Consider the following 18427-nt stretch of genomic DNA (forward strand, 5'->3'; position numbering starts at 1 on the left):
TGAATTAGGCTCTAGGTTTTTATTTTTCTTTTTTCTTTTTCTCTCGATGCCCCATCAATTCATTCACCTGTTCTTGGAGATGATCTAATTTTTCGCGTGTACGAGTTAATACTTTAGTTTGTACGTCAAATTCTTCTCGAGTGACTAGATCCATATGCGTAAACGCGGCATGTAATACTTCTTTAAATTTTTGTTGGATGTCTTTTTCAATGTTTTGTAGACTTGGAGGAAGTGCTGCGAAAAGTTTTTTCGCTAAATCGTCAAATTGTTTGGGGTCGAACATGTTCACTCCTTTATTATATTTGTAACGAGTCTAACAAAAGTATCAACCTAAAAAAAGTATACGGAATATATTATGAAAATGATTACAGCGATTATTAAACCATTTAAACTGGATGATGTGCATGAAGCATTAATGGATATCAATGTACCTGGCATTACTATTTCTGAAACACGTGGGTTTGGACGGCAAAAGGGGCATACGGAATTATATCGCGGAGCCGAATACGTCGTGGACTTTCTCCCTAAGATCAAAATTGAACTGGCTTTGCCTGATGATATGGTTGAGGCGGCGATCGAGGCAATTTGTAAATCTGCTTATACGGGGAAAATTGGTGATGGTAAGATTTTTGTTTATGACTTGCAGCAAGTTGTACGGGTGCGAACGGGGGAGATTGGGGCAGATGCGTTAAGTTAGTTATAAAAATGCTTTAATAAACGGTCGTTATTGCGAGCCTAGGCGTTCCGTGCTTCGTACTTCTAGGGTGCTCGTCTCTAGGTTCCTCGCGATGACAGGATTATTGGCTATGCCGGATTACGCCAATAAATCGCCCGTTGAGTAATCACTGCATCAAGAGGAATATCCCAGGGGTGTGGCTGAATAAAATTCACCCGCTGAAATTGATAGGCCACTCCAAACAAAGTGCAATTTGTTTTGTCTTTGAATGTTCTGTCGTAATATCCTGCACCCATTCCCAAGCGAGTACAACGAACGTCGAAGGCAACTAAAGGCATCAAAATTAAATCCAACTCTTCTGCTGGTATTGCTAAATCATGACTCACATCAGGTTCAGGAATGCCATAGCGATTCTTTTTAAAAGGCGTTACCGGAGTTGCTGGTAGAAATGAAAGAGTTAAATCTTTTTCATTGATTGCGGGGAAATAGCAAAATTTTCCCTGTAAGGGAGCTGTACTCCAAATTCCGCCTAAATCAATTTCACCATTCACAGCAAAATACAAAGCAATACGTTTTGCATGTCGGTATTGATCCAAAGAACGTATACGAGTACACACTTGATTGGAGGATGTGGAGCGATACGAAACAGATATTTTAGAGCGTATTTGTTTCATGGTATCTCTTAATGCTTTTTTTACTTGGTCCGCCATATTTATATAGATGTCTATATGTTCTTATTAAATTATCATTTTTTTATTGTCAAAGTTCAAGTGATTAAGCTAATGGAATACGGCTATGAAATTAATGCGTTTTATTATTGCTACTCAGATGCGAAATAAAAGCTGTTGCTCTTTTAGTAAGATTGAATGCTTGTAGCACAAATATTGTTTTTATCGCAATGCACCTACAAATTAAACTGTCTAAAACCCTAGGCAAAGAAAAAAAAATAAGGTATATACCCGTTTCGGTTTTACCCGATTAGGCATATTAATAAATCATTGAGAGAACGTTATGAGTGATTTGTTTGAAGAAAATGATGATGATGCTACGAGCGAAGTAGCTGAAGAGTTTGACATCGAAGAGGATTTGGATATTGATCCAGAAATTGAAAATGCGAATCCAAAAGATCTTGATGCGCGCCGACGTTTAGAGCAAATGTTGGATGAAAAGCGTTTGCGAGATGAATTAGATGATTTTGGAGACTATTAGACAGAACCCAGATTATGCATACCCACGTGTTCATGGAGGAGGAGAAGAGTAAGGTGTTTGCTGCAGATGATCGCATTCTCTTAGGGGAAGGATTGTTTGAGACCCTTAAAGTAGTACATGGCAAACCGTGCTGGGCTGATTTACACTGGCAACGGCTGAATAGTTCCGCGCAGCAGTTAGGCGTTTCTTTTACTCTTCCCTATGAACATTGGTTGCAGTGTCTAGTGCAAAAAATTCAACAAGATCAGCTAGTTAATGGGGGAATTAAAGCCATTTTAAGTGGCGGGAGCGCGCCCCGTGGTTTGACTCAACATGGGCAGCACAGCCAACTGGTGTTGCAAAGCTTTCAATTTACCGCACAAACCCATCCTTTACGTTTAGTTTCGGCCCCTTGGTTGAGGGATCCTGCAAATCCAATCTATAAGGTAAAATCAGTCAATTATTTAGAAGCGATTTTGGCGCGACGTCAAGCGCTTGCAGCAGGTGCAGATGATGCCTTGTTTTTTAATTCAGAACATCATGCAATGGAAACCACTTGTGCCAATTTATTCATTATTAAACAGCACACGTTATTTACCCCTCCATTGACGGATGGTGTTTTACCCGGTATTACTCGTTCCCGAATTCTTGCCTTCTGTAGGCAACAAAATATCCCTTGTCATGAACAATCGTTAACCCAAGCCCGGATCGGCGCGGCTGATGCAGTTTTTATTACAAATTCTTTGCAGGGGCTTCAAGTGATTCGTTCTCTGGCTGGGACTGATTTTGTACTGAATCATCCGCTGATTGAGCAGTTAACGGCGTTTTTGATTGGTTGAACGAAATGCTATTAATTTTTAGCACTCCTAGTTTACATAAACACAGAACTAGTACCGCAATGCCCGAAATAATAATGCCGCTGTTGCGATAAATAGATCCTTGCTGTAATAAAACATCCATGCCGGCATAGCCAAAATAAGTGTAAATAATTTCCGGCGGAATCAAAAAAATAAACGTAGTGAATAAATAGGTGCGAAATCTTATTCCTGTCATTCCTAAACCGTAATTGACAAGGTTAAAGGGAACAATAGGGAATAGTCGCAATACAGCAACGGATATCCATCCTTTTTGTTCTACACCCCGAACGAATTTCATCACATTGCCGTTTTTATTTTTAGACAGCCAATTTTCACTAAAGTATCGGGTAATTAGAAATGAACAGGCTGCTCCCCAAGTTGCGCCGAGTAAATTGAGTAAGGTGCCTAAAATGGGGCCAAAAAGAGCACCTCCAGCTAATGTAATGACCATGGTAGGGACAAACAGAATGGTGGCAAGACAATAGATGATGATAAAAAGCACAGGAGCAAGCCATCCTAACTGCTCAACGAACGAGATAATTTGGGGAGCGTATTTATGAAAAAAGAATGCAGTAGAACTAAATAATGTTAATGCTAAGGCAATATAAACAAATTTTGCAGGACGAATTTCGGTCAATTAATTAAGACTCCTTTCAATAGATTTTCAGTTTATCGAGGAAATCTGCCATATTACTGAATTTCGCTATAAGAACACAATCTATTACATACCTTATGGGGTGACAATCTTGCAAAATTAAGATTGATTGGGTATAACCGGGGCGAATTTTTTTATTTAGAGACAATAGATATGGAACAAGTCGCCTGGAAAGAAAGACTAAAGCAACGTGCCCAGCAGTGGATTAAAGCAATATTAACTCACTGGTTTCGAGTAAGTTTGCAAGGAGAATACCACCCTGAACCCAATTCAGTGATTATTGCTAATCGAACATCAAAAATTGATTTATTATTACTCGCTATGTTATTACCGGAACGCCTCACCGTTGCGTTACATCCACATGCTACAGGTTGGTTCTGGATGAAAATGATGACTCTTTTTACGGATGTCATCGCCGTAGACTCAACCCGAGCACAGGCAGCCAGAGCTTTAGTTAAAGCAATTCGTGCTGGAAAGCGGTGTGTTATTTTTCCTCAAGGAATTGGACTGCAAGAAGAAAGTCTCCGGGTTTTTGATGGCCCAGGCTTGATCTTAAAAAAGGCAAAAGCTACTGTGATTCCTATCCGTATTGATGGGGCGCAGCACAGTATATTTTCTATTAGTACGGACAAGCATCGAATTCAAGCACGTCCTAAAATAACCCTGCATGTATTACCGGCACCTGCTTATCTGCGCCTTAAAGACAAGTCGGTGGACAGGGCAACTGTCAGCTTGCGTTTATTTCGCTTGATTAGTGAATTAACTTTTGCGAACAGTTTTCATCCACAGTCTTTATTCCGTGCCTTAATTGATGGAGCTAATTTAGGAATTAAACGCAAGGCAACCATTGAGGATTCGAATCGCACGCCGTTGAGTTATCGCCAATTTCTGGCGCGCTGTTTTATTTTAGGGCGGCAAATTAAAAAGCAAACAACCACGGGAGAGCATGTAGGGGTTCTAATGCCTACTACCATTGCGGGGATGGTGACCTTTTTTGCATTGCATGCATATCGCCGTCTTCCTGCTATGTTAAATTTCAGCATGGGTTTTTATAATTTATTTTCTGCATGCCATTCTGCTGGGATAAAAAAAATATATACTTCAAGACAATTTGTGGCTACTGCTAAATTAGAGGCTTTAGTTGATGAGTTACAAAATGCGGGGTTAAAAATACATTTCTTAGAAGATTTTAAATCAAAAATTAATTTGGGTCATAAGCTCTCAGGTTTAGTTAAGGGAATGTTTCCCATATGGGCTTATCAGTTGATAGGTGAGCCCGTGACTCCAGAGCAGACGGGAGTAATTTTGTTTACTTCCGGGTCCGAAGGAGTTCCTAAGGGAGTGGTTTTAAGCCATTCCAATATACTCGCGAATTGTTGGCAATTAACCTCTCGTGTTGATTTTTCATCGCGTGACTTATTTTTTAATGCATTGCCCATTTTCCATTGTTTTGGGTTAACTGCGGGGGCGGTCCTTCCTTTAGTGACTGGGGTAAGTTGCTTCTTTTATCCTTCTCCTTTGCATTACAAAATTATTCCAGGCCTAGTGTATCAATCTGGAGCAACTATTATGTTTGGTACAGATACCTTTTTAACGGGTTATGCTCGGGCTGCCGAACGACATGATTTTAGTAGTATACGTTATATTTTTGCCGGTGCTGAAAAGGTAAAACCCGAAACTATGCGCTACTGGAGTGATAATTTTGGGGTGAAAGTTTATGAAGGTTATGGTGCTACAGAAGCATCCCCAGTGATTTCGATGAATTGTCCTTTGGCTCATGTTCCAGGTAGTGTTGGTATGATGTTACCGTTTATGGAGCGCCGTATTGAGCCTGTGGATGGGATTGCCGAAGGAGGGCGTTTGTTCTTACGTGGTCCGAATGTCATGCAAGGTTATTTGTCTTCGGAAAAGCCCGGGATGATTAATGGGCCCCAAGATGGTTGGCATGATACTGGGGATATTGTCACCATGGATGAAGAGGATTTTATTACGATTTCTGGACGGGCTAAACGCTTTGCAAAACTAGCGGGTGAAATGGTTTCTTTGACTGCGGTTGAGGGAATTGCCGCATCTATTTGGCCCGAGCTATTACATGCTGCGGTTTCTAGAAAATGCGCTAAAAAAGGGGAGCAGATTTTATTATTTAGTGAGGCAACTGATGCAGACAAGACAAGCTTCATTAAGAAGGTTCAAGAGTTGAGTTATTCTGAACTGCTGATCCCATACCAAATTTATCCTGCAGCGAAGATACCTGTATTGGCGTCAGGAAAAATTGATTACATTACTTTAGAAAAACAGCTAGAAGAAACTCCCTCGTTATAATCATTGTGGCTGGGTTGTATTCCACTAATGACACTTCACGAATTACCGCTCAAGTGGCGGTAATTCGATCTCTTAGCTACCCACATAGTCCAGATCCTAGCCAGGTAACATTGAGCCATTCAGGGCTTGTGAGAGTAGTCTACGACAATAACTATTTCTTTAACACATAACTTCCTGGAGCGTCCATAATGGGTAGATGTTTCAATTTCTCAAAGACAGGGGCTGGAATTAGTTTTCCTGAATGTGCTTTTAACCAGTCCATCCATTCTGGCCACCAGGAACCTCCATGCTCGGTTGCGTGCGCTAGCCACTCTTCTGGGGTCGATGGTGCATGATGATTAACCTTATAGCCATATTTGGTGGCTGTTGGTGGATTAATGATCCCGGCTATGTGTCCTGAACCACCTAAAACAAAACGTTTGGGTCCGCTCATCAATTGATAGCCAATATAGGTTGTTTTCCAAGGAGCAATATGATCTTTTTCAGTTGAGAGGAAAAATGTCGGCACATCAATAGTACGCACATCGATTGGTGTATGATTCAGATGTATTTTGTTCGGCTGCGATAGATTATTATGCAAATACATCCACCTTAAATATTGAGAATGCATGGTTGCTGGCATGTTGGTGGAGTCGGAGTTCCAGTATAAAATATCAAAGGGGACTGGATTTTGCCCACGTAAGTAATTCTTAATAAAAAACGACCACACCAAGTCATTGGCTCTTAAGGAGTTAAAGCTGGAGGCCATAAATTTTCCGGCCAAATAGCCTTTAGCCTTCATTTCATTTTCCAGTTTGGCAATTTGCTGCTCATCAATAAATACAGAAATATCACCCGGGTCGCTGAAATCAATCATAGCTGCTAAGAAAGTCGCGCTATGAATCGAATCGTCTTTATGGGCTTTATTATAAGCGAGAAGCAGCGATAAGAGGGTTCCACCAATACAGAATCCTAAGGTATTGACTTGAGGTACCTGCATTTGTTCCTTGATGACTTTAATTGCTTCCTGTGGTCCTTCGCTTAAATAATCATATAAACTTTTATGTGCAAAACTTGAGTCAGGATTAATCCAGGAAATAATAAATACGGTGATGCCTTGCTCTACAGCCCAGCGAATAAATGAGTTATGGGGGCTTAAGTCTAGGATATAGTATTTGTTAATCCAGGGAGGGATAACTAACAGCGGTATGGATTTAACCTTATCGGTTGTAGGCGTATACTGGATGAGTTCTATCATTTCATTTCTGAATACTACTTTTCCAGGAGTAACTGCCAGATTCTTGCCAATCTTGAATGCATCGACATCTGTCATTTTAATCATTAGGCGTGAGGAGCCAACTTCTACGTCAGAAAGTAGATTATGTAATCCATGCAGTAGGTTTTTGCCGTGGCTTTTTAGCGTTTCATCCATTAATTGTGGATTCGTATGCACAAAGTTTGCTGGAGAGAGCGCATCTAAATATTGTTTCGTAAAAAATTTAATGCGTTTGGCGGTATTTTTATCTGAATACTCCATTTTTTCAAATAAATTATTCATATGCTGAGTTGCTAAAAGATAGTGCTGGCTTAACAAGTTAAAAAATGGGTTATGTAGCCAATCTTCCCCACTGAAACGAGAATCAGTGATTGGCATCGATTTTCCTTCAAGCCAATGAGCAAATTGGGTCTGTGCCAGATTCATCGCATCTTCCCAATAGGTTAACTGCATCTCCCATATTTTTTCGGGGTTTTTTAACATAACCGACATCACATTTTGAAAGTGCTCTGTTAGGTCAATGTATTGATCAATCAAGGATGACACATCAAGCGGTTTTTGCTGGATGTCATTAATAATCTGTAAGCTTTTTTTGGCTACAGCATGCATTAAATCACTAAACTCTCTGTCGTGGGTCATTCCTTTACTCCTGGGACAAATAACATTAATTCTTTATTTTGGAGTGTTTATTTAGGATTATCAAGCTACTAGATAATTTTTTGCATCAATGGCGTAGATCTAGGTGTGCGCGAGTTAAGAGTAAAATAATGATACAGAGATAAACTTTCCCGTATTATTTGTCTACAATAAGTACATACTGGATTGTAAATGCAATGTAAGGAGACAATAATGAAGAAAATCTTGTTACTCTGTTTAGGAGCAGGCCTTTTTTACTCAACTTATGCAACTTGTGGCGATGTCAGTGGCAGTGGAACCTATAAAAACAATAATGGCACTGGAATGAGCACTAATCCACCTTCTAACCCTAACCCTAACCCTAACCCTAACCCTAACCCTAACCCTAACCCTAACCCTAACCCTAACCCTACTCCAAGTAGTGCTCCTGGCGACAATGATGGTTTGGGAAATGGAGGAAATACGCAAGGGATTGGTACTGATAAAGGTGGTGGTAATGGTCCAGCTCATTAACCTCGAGCCCTCAATCGGGGGAGCTGAGTCTGAATAAGGCTTCGCTGCCTGAGCTGGGAGACTATTTATAAATAAATTGTAGGTTGGGCCCAAGGCCCAACAAGGGCCTTAAGCCACCTCAGAAACTTATGTTGGGCCATAGGCCCAACCTACCCTCGGAGAAGGGGCTTCGTTTCTGTTTTTCACTTACGCGCAAAAACTAATAATGACCAGCCATCAAGGTTTTCTTGACGTACCAGCATAAATAGATGCGTATAGGCCTCGATAAGCAGAGGTGCTTGTTCTTGCAGTATTCCAGACACAACCAGCAGTCCTTCAGGTTGCAGTAATTGTTGGAAACGATCTTTGAGCATCATTAAGGGGGCTAATAGGATGTTTGCAATAATTAAATCCACCGGATTACCCAGTTCCTCAGGAAAGCTGATGAGGAGTTTATTCGTATCAAGGCCATTAGTCTGTGCATTATTTTGCGTTGCTTGTAAGGCTTGTTGATCAATATCTACTGCATAGACTTCCCTTGCTCCTAATTTTAACGAAGCTAAAGACAAAATGCCTGAGCCGCAACCATAATCAATAATCGATTTTTGCTGCAAGGCGGCTTGTTCTAGCCAAGTTAAACATAAGGAGGTTGTCGGATGAGTACCAGTTCCAAAGGCAAGACCGGGGTCGAGCATCAGATTAACTGCTTCAGGTTCTGGTGGAGTTGACCACGTAGGACAAATCCATAAACGTTGGCCGAAACGCTGCGGTTTAAAGTCATCCATCCAGGCTCGCTCCCAATCCCTATCCTCCAGGATTTCTAGCTTTAAGGCTAATTTAGGATGCATTTGCATTAATTGATCACGGGTATACTGCGCCTGAATAGCCTCAGGAAATAAGGCCTGAATGATTACCTCAGGCCATAAAGGAGTCGTTCCTGGTTCAGGCTCAAGAACTGGGTTATCGTTTTTATCGGTGAGCATGACGGACAGCGCACCAAACTCTTCCAATTCTTCACTTAATTGCTCTATTTGCTCAACAGGGCAATGTTCTATCTTTAATTGAAACCACACAATATTAACCTTTCAACATTTTTTCCAGATAATGAATATTTGTACCACCAGCAACAAATGATTGGTCGTGGAGAATACGTTGATGCAATTCAATATTCGTTTTTATGCCATCGATAATAATTTCATCCAAGGCATTGCGCATTCGAGCAATAGCTTCTGCTCGTGTAGCTCCATAACTTATGAGTTTCCCTATCATGGAATCATAATTAGGTGGCACGGTATAGCTACTGTAAATATGCGAATCAAAACGAATTCCTGGCCCACCTGGCTGATGTAGTAATTTGATCATTCCTGGAGATGGCATAAAGGTCTTAGCATCTTCGGCATTGATTCGACATTCGATTGCATGTCCGCGAAGCGTAATGTCATCCTGCGTTAGAGTCATTGGAATGTCGCTAGCAATTTTGATTTGTTCTTTAATTAAATCAATACCAGTAATCATTTCGGTGACTGGATGTTCTACTTGGATACGTGTATTCATTTCAATGAAATAAAAACAACCATCTTGATATAAGAATTCAAAAGTTCCAGCGCCACGATATTGCAATTTTTCACAGGCTTTAATTACTGCAGTGCCAATTTCTTTGCGCAATTCAGGACTGATGCCCGGAGCAGGAGCTTCTTCGACTACTTTTTGGTGACGCCGTTGCATGGAACAGTCGCGCTCACCTAAGTGAATCGCTTTTCCTTTACCATCACCAAGTACTTGAAACTCAACGTGGCGAGGGTTTTCCAGAAATTTTTCCATATAAACGGTGGCATTATTGAACGCTGCTTTAGCCTCACTTCGTGTTAAGGCAATGGCGGTTAACAAATTAGACTCGCTATGGACAACACGCATTCCCCGTCCACCACCGCCGCCAGCAGCTTTAATAATCACTGGGTAACCAATTTTACGGCCAATTTCGAGGTTATGTTGCTCATCATCGGTTAAAGGACCATCAGAGCCGGGAACACAGGGTACACCAGCCGCTTTCATTGCATGAATGGCGGATACTTTATCGCCCATCATTCGAATTGTATCCCCGCGAGGACCAATAAATTTAAATCCACTTTGTTCGACAATATCTGCAAAATCGGCATTTTCCGATAAAAATCCATAGCCAGGATGTATGGCTACGGCATCGGTGATTTCAGCAGCAGAAATAATCGCAGGAATATTAAGGTAGCTTTTTTGTGCTGGAGCAGGGCCGATACATACGGTTTCATCCGCAAGTCGAACATGCAGTAGATCTTTGTCTACATCAGAATGCACGGCGACTGTTTGAATGCCAAGCTCTTTACAGGCACGCAAAATACGAAGCGCAATTTCGCCACGGTTGGCGATAACAATTTTACTGAGCATTAGTGCACCTCTTATTCAATAACAAACAAGACTTGGTCATATTCAACCGGTTCGCCATTTGCTACCAATATTTCAACAACCTTACCTGCGCGGTCGGCTTCAATTTCGTTGAACATTTTCATTGCTTCAACAATACATAATACATCTCCAACTTTTACTGACTGGCCAACAGTCACAAAAGGAGGGCTTTCAGGTGATGGAGAAGAGTATAGAGTCCCTACCATAGGCGAGCGTACTTTATGTCCTGAACTGATCGAGGCAGCAGGTTTGTTTTCTGGTATAGCTGCTGCGGGAGCGCTTGCAACAGGAGCGCTTGCTTCAACACGAGGGGCTGGAGCAGAAATATAATGAACAGCAGGTGCTTCAACAGGAGCATTACTGTAACGACTTAGTCTTAAAGACTCCTCACCTTCTTTGATTTCAATTTCAGAAATACCGGTTTCTTCTAATAATTCGATTAGTTTTTTTATTTTACGAATATCCATTATTTGGTTCTCTCTAATTCTTCGATAATTGAGGTTAATGCAAGCGAATACCCTTGGGCACCCAACCCACTGATGGTGCCTTGGGCAATATCAGAGAAGTATGAGTGATGACGAAAAGCTTCGCGGGAATAAATATTACTAAGGTGGACTTCAATAAACGGTATGGCAACTGCACTTAGTGCATCTCGCAAGGCGACACTGGTATGGGTATAACCTGCGGGATTGAATATAATGTAATCAATTTTGTCACCAACGGCTTGTTGAATCACATTGATTAACTCTCCTTCAGAATTGCTTTGATAGCAAGATAGCGCTACCCCTGCGCGAGTTGCTTCTTGAGTTAAACGAGAATTGATCTGATCTAACGAGAGAGCGCCATAGATATGGGGTTCTCTTGTTCCCAGAAGATTTAGATTGGGCCCATGTAAGACCAGGATTTTTTTCATCATTCCGTAATTATAGAATAATTTTTGGCAAATTTTGCCCTATCTTTACGTAATTGTCTATATCTAAGAGGATCTCGGCATGTTCTCCGCACGTTAGTTTAATTTTTCCAGCATAAGGCCTAAATGAGGCGGGTTGTAAGTCTTTCTTAATTAAACACAAATGCATTTTAGTAATTTCAAAAATAATAAAACTGTGCTAGCTTGGATGAGTTTGTTGAGCTGTAGCGGTATGTATACCTAAAAAAGTATATTTGTTCGCCATGAATGTGGTGACGTTTTTTAGGATTTATAACTTTTTCGGTGTGACTCGCCCTCGAAGCTAACAAGTTATTCCATGGCTTGAATTTTCAGGACGATTATTGGTTTGGAAGGAGAGTTACGTTTATATGTAGTAGAGTTGCAATTCAAGGAGTTAATTTATGCATCATAATTACTATTTGTCCCCTTTAGCCGTTGCTTTGGCTTTAGGAATCGCTTCACCTGTGCGCGCTGCAGAGCCAATGCCTTTAAATCAGGTATCAATTGCTCAATTAAAACAAAAGTTTACGCTGGCTACTCAAGGCGCTTCTGTTGCCACTGACAGTTTAAGTTTTATAAAAGAACATACCGATCGCAACAAAATGACCCACGTGCGGATGCAGCAACATTATGCAGGATTTCCTGTGCATGGTGGCTATGCGATTCTTCATAGTGTTTATCCAGCAAAATCACTGGGACAAGCCCAAGCAAATGTAGCAATGAATGGCGTTGTTTACCGAGGTTTACAATCTGAATTAGGACAACCAGAAGCTTCTTTTGTTAAAAATGCTCCTGTTGCCTTAGAACAATTTAAAGCTCAATACGCAGCGAATGAGTTAAGCGAAGAGCAAGTCGCTCCAATGGTTTATATTGATGACAAAAATCAAGCACATTGGGCATATAAAGTCAGTGTTTTTGTAACTTATAAAGATAAAATTCCCGCCCGTCCAACAGCAATTATTGATGCTAAAACGCACAAGCCCTTTGTACAATGGAATGATGTGAAAACTGCAAAATCAGCTGCTAAAGGCTTTGGTTTTGGTGGAAACCGCAAAGTTGGCGAGTACAAGTATGATGGTGGCGAGTTCCCTTACTTAGAATTAACTCGTGATGACAGTGCTGCGGCCTGCTTCATGGAAAATACCGATGTTAAAGTTATTGATATGCTCCATAAGTACAGTTCAAAAACAAAAGCAATGAAGTTTGATTGTCCAGCCAATGATTCAGGCACCTACATGACTGGTTATAAAGCGGATGGTTATGATCGTGATAATGGCGCTGCATCCCCAACAAATGATGCTCTTTATGCAGGCTATGTAATTAAGCACATGTACCACGATTGGTATGGTGTAGAAGCATTGACTAAGTCTGATGGTTCCCCAATGCAATTAGTAATGCGCGTACATTATGGTCAAGGCTATGAAAATGCTTACTGGGATGGTCGTCAAATGACTTTTGGTGATGGCGATACCATGATGTATCCATTAGTATCTCTTGGGGTTGGCGGTCATGAAATCAGTCATGGTTTTACCGAACAGCATTCTAACCTTGAATACTATGGCCAGTCTGGTGGTATGAACGAAGCATTCTCTGACATGGCAGCTCAAGCAGCTGAGTATTATTCTGTAGGGAAAAATACTTGGAGTATTGGAAGTGAGATCATGAAAGAAGACAGTGGTTACGATGCACTACGCTATATGGATCTCCCAAGTCGTGACGGTGCTTCTATTGATTCTGCTGATGAATATTATGGTGGTTTAGATGTTCATTATTCTAGCGGAGTATATAACCGTTTATTTTATCTAATGTCTACTACACCTAATTGGAATGCTCGTTTAGCCTTCGACGTAATGGTTAAAGCCAATATGGATTACTGGACACCTTATTCGTCTTTTGATGAGGGTGCTTGTGGGGTGATTAATGCTGCATCTGATTTAGGTTATTCTATTGATGATGTGAAAGTCGCACTAAAAACAGTTGCAATTAATTACTCTCGTTGTTCTGATAAGAGCAATTAATTAATTTGCAAAAAAAGGCCTAAGAAGTGTTTTGCTTCTTAGGCCTTTTTATTAATTAATATCTTTAAAATAGCTTAGTTAGGCTGTTCGCAACCAGATTTCCCCTAAACCCTAACCAAATCAGGATAGCACCAAACACTCACTTATAAAATTCAGTTAACAACTGCCCCATTAGCTCCGGTTTCTCCATGTGGATATGATGTCCGCCTTCTAATTGGTGCACCTTCAGATTTTTCACGGCCTTAATTCGGTTTTCCATAATTTTCTCATCAAAGGTAAACCCTTTATCGCTAAGCAATAAATGAGTTTTGGTGCTGATATTTTGCAAACAGGATAGTACTTGTTCTTCTGTCATGCGTAGTGGGGTAGGGGCGATTAAGCGCCGATCATGACGCCAATAAAAGCGTCCTTCTTTTTTCATTAAACCACGCTCACAAAGAATTCGCGCAATCTCCATAGAGACATAACCTTTCTGCGAGCGAGTTAACACCGCGCTTTCAAATTGCTCATATCCTTTGGGAACTCGGTGAGTATGGCTAATAAACTGGGCGTAGTTTGTTAATTGGCTGCAGGCTGTTTTTGCTGGAGATGAAAATGGCCCTAAGGCCTCGATCAGATAAAGGGAATGTAATCGTTCTGGAGCTACGCCAGCCACTAAACTGCTCATGCAAGCCCCCATTGAATGACCTAATAAATGTACTTTTTCTAGCTTTAGGGCATTAATTATTTCGATAATAATAAAGATGCCATCAAAAAAATGATAATTACATCCCGGCGGGAGATGGGAGGAAAGCCCATGTCCCGGTAAATCCACGGCAATCAAGTAAAAATCATTTTGCAAGTATTGAGCAAGCGGGGCAAAACTGTTGGCATTATCCAACCAGCCATGTAAGGCTAGAATTGCGGGATTTTTGGGGTTCCCCCATGATTTTGCTGCAATTGAGAATCCTGGAATAGTGAGCGTAATTTCATGCATTTTATATTTATTAGGTAAGTGACAAGTCATGATTCAAGTATAAACCAAAAGCGAATGATGGGTTAATATGATGTTTTAAAGTGAAAAAATAAGGAGTTTTTGTCTAAGTAATGATGATGTTAGTATTTTTTTCATCCAATTTAATGATATGCTTAATAAGAACTTTAACTAATATTTAATAACAGAAAAAGTTTCGCGTTAGGAATGGTGAATTGATGCAACAAGCGCACAGCGTGTCCTTGATAACATATAACATCCATAAAGGCTTTGGAGTTGGAGCCATTCGTTTTTTGCTTCCCAAAATGCGTGAAGCAATTACCAGTTTGAATCCTGATTTTGTTTTTTTACAAGAAGTTCAGGGTGAACATCGGAAACGTAAAAAACGAATAGATGCCTGGCCTGATTCTACGCAATGCGAATACATCGCCGAAAATATTTGGCCTCATTATGCCTATGCTAAAAATGCAGTATACCAATCAGGGCATCATGGGAATGCAATTTTAAGTAAATATGCATTTAAGGACGTAGAGAATATTAATTTAGCAAACATGCGACGTGCTTCTCGAGGCATTTTGCATGCTCAACTAGAAGTAAATGGAGTGGTAGTTCATTTATTATGCGTGCATTTAGGGCTTTTTAAACGAGAACGAATGGAACAATCAACTGCCTTAATGCAGAGGATTAAAGAAGTAGTTCCGGCTCACGAACCGTTGCTTATGGCTGGAGATTTTAATGATTGGCGAAATGTGTTGTCTCAGCCTTTGGCTGAGGATTTAAATGTGGAAGAGGCCTTTATTTCCTTAGAAGGTCAACATGCCCGCTCTTTTCCGGCGATTCGCCCGGCGCTTTGTGTCGATCGAGTCTATTTCCGCGGTATGCGAGTACAGGAGGTCGCTTGTTTACAGGGAAAACCTTGGCGAATGCTCTCTGATCATTTACCGCTTTATGCGCGTTTTGAGTTGATAGAAGCCGTACAAGAATGAATCATAGCTTTGATGCAAGGTTGCCCCATATTATAAGGCGGATTTAAGAACATGGAAAAAATTGATACTCCTTGCTTAGTAATCGATTTGGATAAACTAGAGGCAAACATTAGTCTGATGCAGAAGTTGGCAATACAGATGGGCGTTGCCGTGCGTCCACATTGTAAGACACATAAATGTTCGCGAATAGCTAAACTGCAAATTGCAGAAGGAGCTATTGGTATTTCTGCAGCAAAGCTTTCTGAAGCAGAAGTCCTAATTGAACAGGGGATTTCCAATCTTTTAATTACTTCACCTATTGTCTCTGAATTCAAACTGAATAAGCTTGCCCTCTGTTTAAAAAGAGCACCAGAGTTGCTTTTAGTACTTGATAATCCGCAAAACGCGGAGGCTTTAAACCAACTGGGCCAGTCTCTGAATCAACCTATTCAAGTGTTAATGGATATTGATCCAGGTATTGGTCGAACAGGAGTCCATCCTGATAATGCGTTGAATTTTGCTCGTTTCTTACAAGAACAACCTTGGCTGAGAGTGAACGGGCTTCAATGTTATGCTGGAAATTTACAGCATATTGCGAACTATCAAGAACGTAAAGAACTTTCGCTAAAAACCATGGAAATGGCCTCAGAGATTTTTCGTGTGTTAAAATCGTTTTATCCTGAAATGCATATTTTAACCGGTTCGGGTACAGGGACTTTTGATATTGATCCTAAGGCGTCTGAAGTGACGGAAATTCAACCAGGTTCTTATACGGTCATGGATGTGCAGTATGAGTGTATAGGTTCTAAAGACGAGCCTAAGCATTTTAGGCAATTTCAAAATGCCATGACGCTTTTGAGTACGGTTATTAGCAGCAATAGAGTGGAACATGTTACGGTAGATGCTGGTACGAAAGCTATTTATTTTGATCCTAAGTATCAACCCCGAATTATTAGTCATCCTCATTTATCCTATGATTGGGGTGGATTTGGCGATGAGCATGGAAAAATCATTGGCAATGGAATGCTGCCAAGCAATGGGACTTTGATTGAAATGGTAGTCCCTCATTGTGATCCAACGATTAATCTTTATGAGCAATTTGTGATGGTTCGGAATAATGAGGTGGTTGATGTATGGGAAATTGATTTAAGAGGGAAGTCGCAATAAAAACGTTAGTAACGAGTAAGCTGGGCTTCACAGCCCAGTTTACCTTTATGGTCTAACACAGTTTACGCTTTAGTGTTATTCCATATCGTTTTGATAATCCCCAAGACACGCTAAGCTGTTTAAACGAGCGCGCTTTAATAATGCGTCTTGAGCACTATTGATATTTTCCTTTTTTCCACCCCATGCTGCTAAGCAATCTTCTTGCAGGGCTCTTCCGTAAGAGAAGCTGAGTAACCATGGTTGATGAATAATGTTATTAATTGCGTTTAAGTTCGCTGTAGCTTGTTGTGGCGTTTGTCCACCGGATAAGAAGTTGATGGTTGGTACGGCCGCAGGAACATTATTACGGAATACGCCAATGGTATAGTCTGCAACTTCATCAGGTTCGCTGAATTTAGCGTTTGCTTTACCACAAGTAACCATGCTGGGTTTTAAAATAATGTGTTCTAATTCAACTTGGTGAATGAATAACGCATGGAATACTTCGTGTAACACAATTTCCGAAACTTCAGCACAATGCTCAATGCTGTGCTCACCATCCATTAGGATTTCAGGTTCTACAATTGGCACAATGCCTACTGATTGGCAGGTAGCCGCGTAGCGTGCCAGGTTCTCTGCGCCAGTTTTTATTGCCGATAAGCTTGGAGTGGTATCGGAAATAGAATAAACGTTACGCCATTTGGCAAAGCGCGCCCCTAATTTTTTGAAGTACAGTAAACGTTCAGCTAAGCCATCTAAACCTTGAGTAACTTTTTCATTTTCGGTATTGGCTAAATCAACAAGTCCTTTATCTACTTTGATTCCGGGAACAATGCCTTGGTCAGCAAATAATTTTGCAATAGGGGTGCCATGATCATCAGCTTGTTCAAAGGTTTCCTCAAATAAGATTACCCCATTAATGTACTTTCCTAAATCAGGAGTCGTTGCGAGCATTAAGCGGTAATCTCTACGATTTTGCTCACTGTTTTCAATATTAATAGAGGCAAAACGTTTGCCAATGGTTCCATTGCTTTCGTCAGCGGCTAAAATACCTTTGCCTAGTTGTAACATGTCTTCCATAGTGGCTGATAATTCTTCATAGCTCATAATCAATTTGCTCCTGGTCGTTATCTAGAAATATATTTTTCACGAATAATTTGTTGCATGGCAAAGCCTTGCTCTTTTAAGTAATTAAATGACTCGTCGATCATACCTGGATTTCCACATAAATAAACTACATCCTGTTGAGGATTTAAGTTCAGTGTAGGAAAAGCATGTTGTACGTAGCCGTTATGTTCATTCTCTTGTAGTTCTTCAACAGGCTGACGGCTTAAGTAGGGCATAAATGTTGCCTTTGGGTATTTTTGGGCAAAATTACGGAATTCCTCAGCATAGAGGATTTCCTTACGTCGTTGTACTCCTTGGAGAATAACTACCTGCAATTCAGGATTTTGTTCCATACGCTTACCAAGCTCTGCAAGCATCGCTCTATAAGGGGTAATACCGGTGCTGGTTGCCACCAGAATGTAGCGACCTGGCGCTTCATCTTTCATAACTAAACGTCCAAATGGCCCATTTATGTTGATAACATCTCCTGGCTTTAAGTTGTACAGAAATTGCGTTCCTGGTCCATTTTCAAAATAACCGGCAGCAAATTCAATCATGTTGTCTTTTTTTGGTTCATTTGCAATACTATAACTACGCTTTATTATTTTTCCTTCATGTTCAAAATGAATGGTAATAAACTGACCTGGTATATAATTAAAGCAAGGGCTGAGTTCGCATTTAAAAATAAAATGCTTTACCTTAGGTGTAATCATAACGGACTGTACTAAGGTGACTGGAAAGGTATTTATTTGCATAAATGTATCAACTTT

Annotated in this window: 19 protein-coding genes; 8 read left to right on the forward strand and 11 right to left on the reverse strand. The window is 40.6% G+C overall.

Going from position 1 to position 18427, the window contains the following annotated elements:
* Positions 1-19 precede the first annotated feature (19 nt).
* Positions 20-283 carry a ubiquinone biosynthesis accessory factor UbiK gene (gene ubiK, locus E1P08_RS10365; protein WP_133136947.1) on the reverse strand — a complete coding sequence of 88 codons (264 nt, stop codon included), beginning with the start codon at positions 281-283 and terminating at the stop codon, positions 20-22.
* A gap of 72 nt (positions 284-355) precedes the next feature.
* Between ubiK and E1P08_RS10370 the strand changes: the two genes are divergently transcribed.
* On the forward strand, positions 356-697 hold the full coding sequence (locus tag E1P08_RS10370; protein ID WP_058533172.1) for a P-II family nitrogen regulator: 342 nt from the start codon (positions 356-358) through the stop codon (positions 695-697).
* A 107-nt stretch (positions 698-804) separates the two neighbouring features.
* On the opposite strand, the gene E1P08_RS10375 is transcribed toward E1P08_RS10370, so the two are convergent.
* On the reverse strand, positions 805-1386 hold the full coding sequence (locus E1P08_RS10375) for a 5-formyltetrahydrofolate cyclo-ligase (protein ID WP_133136948.1): 582 nt from the start codon (positions 1384-1386) through the stop codon (positions 805-807).
* Positions 1387-1687: 301 nt separating this feature from the next.
* Between E1P08_RS10375 and E1P08_RS10380 the strand changes: the two genes are divergently transcribed.
* Positions 1688-1885 carry a PA3496 family putative envelope integrity protein gene (locus E1P08_RS10380; protein WP_133136949.1) on the forward strand — a complete coding sequence of 66 codons (198 nt, stop codon included), beginning with the start codon at positions 1688-1690 and terminating at the stop codon, positions 1883-1885.
* 14 nt (positions 1886-1899) lie between these two features.
* Entirely contained in the window at positions 1900-2703 is an 804-nt protein-coding gene (locus tag E1P08_RS10385; RefSeq protein ID WP_165485149.1) for an aminotransferase class IV, read from the forward strand.
* Here E1P08_RS10385 and E1P08_RS10390 read toward each other — a convergent pair.
* Entirely contained in the window at positions 2597-3358 is a 762-nt protein-coding gene (locus E1P08_RS10390; protein WP_133136950.1) for a TVP38/TMEM64 family protein, read from the reverse strand. The genes E1P08_RS10385 and E1P08_RS10390 overlap by 107 nt on opposite strands.
* A gap of 171 nt (positions 3359-3529) precedes the next feature.
* Here E1P08_RS10390 and E1P08_RS10395 point away from each other — a divergent pair, with 171 nt between their 5' ends.
* Positions 3530-5698: an AMP-binding protein gene (locus tag E1P08_RS10395; RefSeq protein ID WP_133136951.1), complete on the forward strand. Its 2169-nt coding sequence runs from the start codon at positions 3530-3532 to the stop codon at positions 5696-5698.
* A 151-nt stretch (positions 5699-5849) separates the two neighbouring features.
* Here the strand turns inward: E1P08_RS10395 and E1P08_RS10400 are convergent, their stop codons facing one another.
* The gene (locus E1P08_RS10400) at positions 5850-7592 is read right to left on the reverse strand and encodes a PHA/PHB synthase family protein (protein ID WP_133136952.1); all 1743 of its coding nucleotides are present in this window, start codon (positions 7590-7592) and stop codon (positions 5850-5852) included.
* A 210-nt stretch (positions 7593-7802) separates the two neighbouring features.
* Here E1P08_RS10400 and E1P08_RS17180 point away from each other — a divergent pair, with 210 nt between their 5' ends.
* Positions 7803-8102: a hypothetical protein gene (locus tag E1P08_RS17180; RefSeq protein ID WP_165485150.1), complete on the forward strand. Its 300-nt coding sequence runs from the start codon at positions 7803-7805 to the stop codon at positions 8100-8102.
* A gap of 182 nt (positions 8103-8284) precedes the next feature.
* Here E1P08_RS17180 and prmA read toward each other — a convergent pair whose 3' ends face one another.
* The 4 genes from prmA to aroQ are packed head-to-tail and all read right to left on the reverse strand — an operon-like array spanning position 8285 to position 11430.
* Positions 8285-9154, reverse strand: a complete 870-nt coding sequence (gene prmA, locus E1P08_RS10405; protein ID WP_133136953.1) for a 50S ribosomal protein L11 methyltransferase — start codon at positions 9152-9154, stop codon at positions 8285-8287.
* A 4-nt stretch (positions 9155-9158) separates the two neighbouring features.
* Complete coding sequence (accC, locus tag E1P08_RS10410; protein WP_133136954.1) at positions 9159-10499, reverse strand: acetyl-CoA carboxylase biotin carboxylase subunit; 1341 nt, start codon at positions 10497-10499, stop codon at positions 9159-9161.
* An 11-nt stretch (positions 10500-10510) separates the two neighbouring features.
* The gene (accB, locus tag E1P08_RS10415; RefSeq protein WP_133136955.1) at positions 10511-10984 is read right to left on the reverse strand and encodes an acetyl-CoA carboxylase biotin carboxyl carrier protein; all 474 of its coding nucleotides are present in this window, start codon (positions 10982-10984) and stop codon (positions 10511-10513) included.
* Positions 10984-11430 (reverse strand): type II 3-dehydroquinate dehydratase, encoded by a 447-nt coding sequence (gene aroQ, locus E1P08_RS10420; protein ID WP_133137031.1) that lies wholly within the window; start codon positions 11428-11430, stop codon positions 10984-10986. Before aroQ ends, accB begins: the two co-directional genes overlap by 1 nt.
* A 419-nt stretch (positions 11431-11849) precedes the next feature.
* Between aroQ and proA the strand changes: the two genes are divergently transcribed.
* Positions 11850-13466, forward strand: coding sequence for a zinc metalloprotease ProA (gene proA / locus E1P08_RS10425; protein ID WP_133136956.1), 1617 nt, complete (start codon positions 11850-11852; stop codon positions 13464-13466).
* A 139-nt stretch (positions 13467-13605) separates the two neighbouring features.
* Here proA and E1P08_RS10430 read toward each other — a convergent pair whose 3' ends face one another.
* Complete coding sequence (locus E1P08_RS10430; protein WP_133136957.1) at positions 13606-14442, reverse strand: alpha/beta fold hydrolase; 837 nt, start codon at positions 14440-14442, stop codon at positions 13606-13608.
* A 215-nt stretch (positions 14443-14657) separates the two neighbouring features.
* On the opposite strand from E1P08_RS10430, the gene E1P08_RS10435 reads away from it, so the two are divergent.
* Both E1P08_RS10435 and E1P08_RS10440 read left to right on the forward strand, forming a co-directional pair.
* The gene (locus E1P08_RS10435; protein WP_133137032.1) at positions 14658-15425 is read left to right on the forward strand and encodes an endonuclease/exonuclease/phosphatase family protein; all 768 of its coding nucleotides are present in this window, start codon (positions 14658-14660) and stop codon (positions 15423-15425) included.
* Positions 15426-15476: 51 nt separating this feature from the next.
* Complete coding sequence (locus E1P08_RS10440; protein WP_133136958.1) at positions 15477-16571, forward strand: DSD1 family PLP-dependent enzyme; 1095 nt, start codon at positions 15477-15479, stop codon at positions 16569-16571.
* Between the two features lie 75 nt (positions 16572-16646).
* Here the strand turns inward: E1P08_RS10440 and E1P08_RS10445 are convergent, their stop codons facing one another.
* Entirely contained in the window at positions 16647-17657 is a 1011-nt protein-coding gene (locus E1P08_RS10445) for a class I fructose-bisphosphate aldolase (protein WP_133136959.1), read from the reverse strand.
* Between the two features lie 20 nt (positions 17658-17677).
* Positions 17678-18412 (reverse strand): ferredoxin--NADP reductase, encoded by a 735-nt coding sequence (locus tag E1P08_RS10450; RefSeq protein WP_133136960.1) that lies wholly within the window; start codon positions 18410-18412, stop codon positions 17678-17680.
* Between the last annotated feature and the right edge of the window lie 15 nt (positions 18413-18427).

The sequence above is a fragment of the Legionella rowbothamii genome (assembly GCF_900639985.1).
Lineage (GTDB): Bacteria > Pseudomonadota > Gammaproteobacteria > Legionellales > Legionellaceae > Legionella > Legionella rowbothamii.

Bases quoted from the DNA above. Each gene is read 5' to 3' on its own strand.
- E1P08_RS10450 (WP_133136960.1), bottom strand. From the start codon at position 18,412: ATGCAAATAAATACCTTTCCAGTCACCTTAGTACAGTCCGTTATGATT.
- E1P08_RS10375 (WP_133136948.1), bottom strand. From the start codon at position 1,386: ATGGCGGACCAAGTAAAAAAAGCATTAAGAGATACCATGAAACAAATA.
- E1P08_RS17180 (WP_165485150.1), top strand. From the start codon at position 7,803: ATGAAGAAAATCTTGTTACTCTGTTTAGGAGCAGGCCTTTTTTACTCA.
- ubiK (WP_133136947.1), bottom strand. From the start codon at position 283: ATGTTCGACCCCAAACAATTTGACGATTTAGCGAAAAAACTTTTCGCA.
- E1P08_RS10400 (WP_133136952.1), bottom strand. From the start codon at position 7,592: ATGACCCACGACAGAGAGTTTAGTGATTTAATGCATGCTGTAGCCAAA.
- proA (WP_133136956.1), top strand. From the start codon at position 11,850: ATGCATCATAATTACTATTTGTCCCCTTTAGCCGTTGCTTTGGCTTTA.
- accB (WP_133136955.1), bottom strand. From the start codon at position 10,984: ATGGATATTCGTAAAATAAAAAAACTAATCGAATTATTAGAAGAAACC.
- E1P08_RS10445 (WP_133136959.1), bottom strand. From the start codon at position 17,657: ATGAGCTATGAAGAATTATCAGCCACTATGGAAGACATGTTACAACTA.
- E1P08_RS10370 (WP_058533172.1), top strand. From the start codon at position 356: ATGAAAATGATTACAGCGATTATTAAACCATTTAAACTGGATGATGTG.
- E1P08_RS10430 (WP_133136957.1), bottom strand. From the start codon at position 14,442: ATGCATGAAATTACGCTCACTATTCCAGGATTCTCAATTGCAGCAAAA.
- E1P08_RS10385 (WP_165485149.1), top strand. From the start codon at position 1,900: ATGCATACCCACGTGTTCATGGAGGAGGAGAAGAGTAAGGTGTTTGCT.
- E1P08_RS10435 (WP_133137032.1), top strand. From the start codon at position 14,658: ATGCAACAAGCGCACAGCGTGTCCTTGATAACATATAACATCCATAAA.
- E1P08_RS10380 (WP_133136949.1), top strand. From the start codon at position 1,688: ATGAGTGATTTGTTTGAAGAAAATGATGATGATGCTACGAGCGAAGTA.
- E1P08_RS10440 (WP_133136958.1), top strand. From the start codon at position 15,477: ATGGAAAAAATTGATACTCCTTGCTTAGTAATCGATTTGGATAAACTA.
- aroQ (WP_133137031.1), bottom strand. From the start codon at position 11,430: ATGAAAAAAATCCTGGTCTTACATGGGCCCAATCTAAATCTTCTGGGA.
- E1P08_RS10395 (WP_133136951.1), top strand. From the start codon at position 3,530: ATGGAACAAGTCGCCTGGAAAGAAAGACTAAAGCAACGTGCCCAGCAG.
- accC (WP_133136954.1), bottom strand. From the start codon at position 10,499: ATGCTCAGTAAAATTGTTATCGCCAACCGTGGCGAAATTGCGCTTCGT.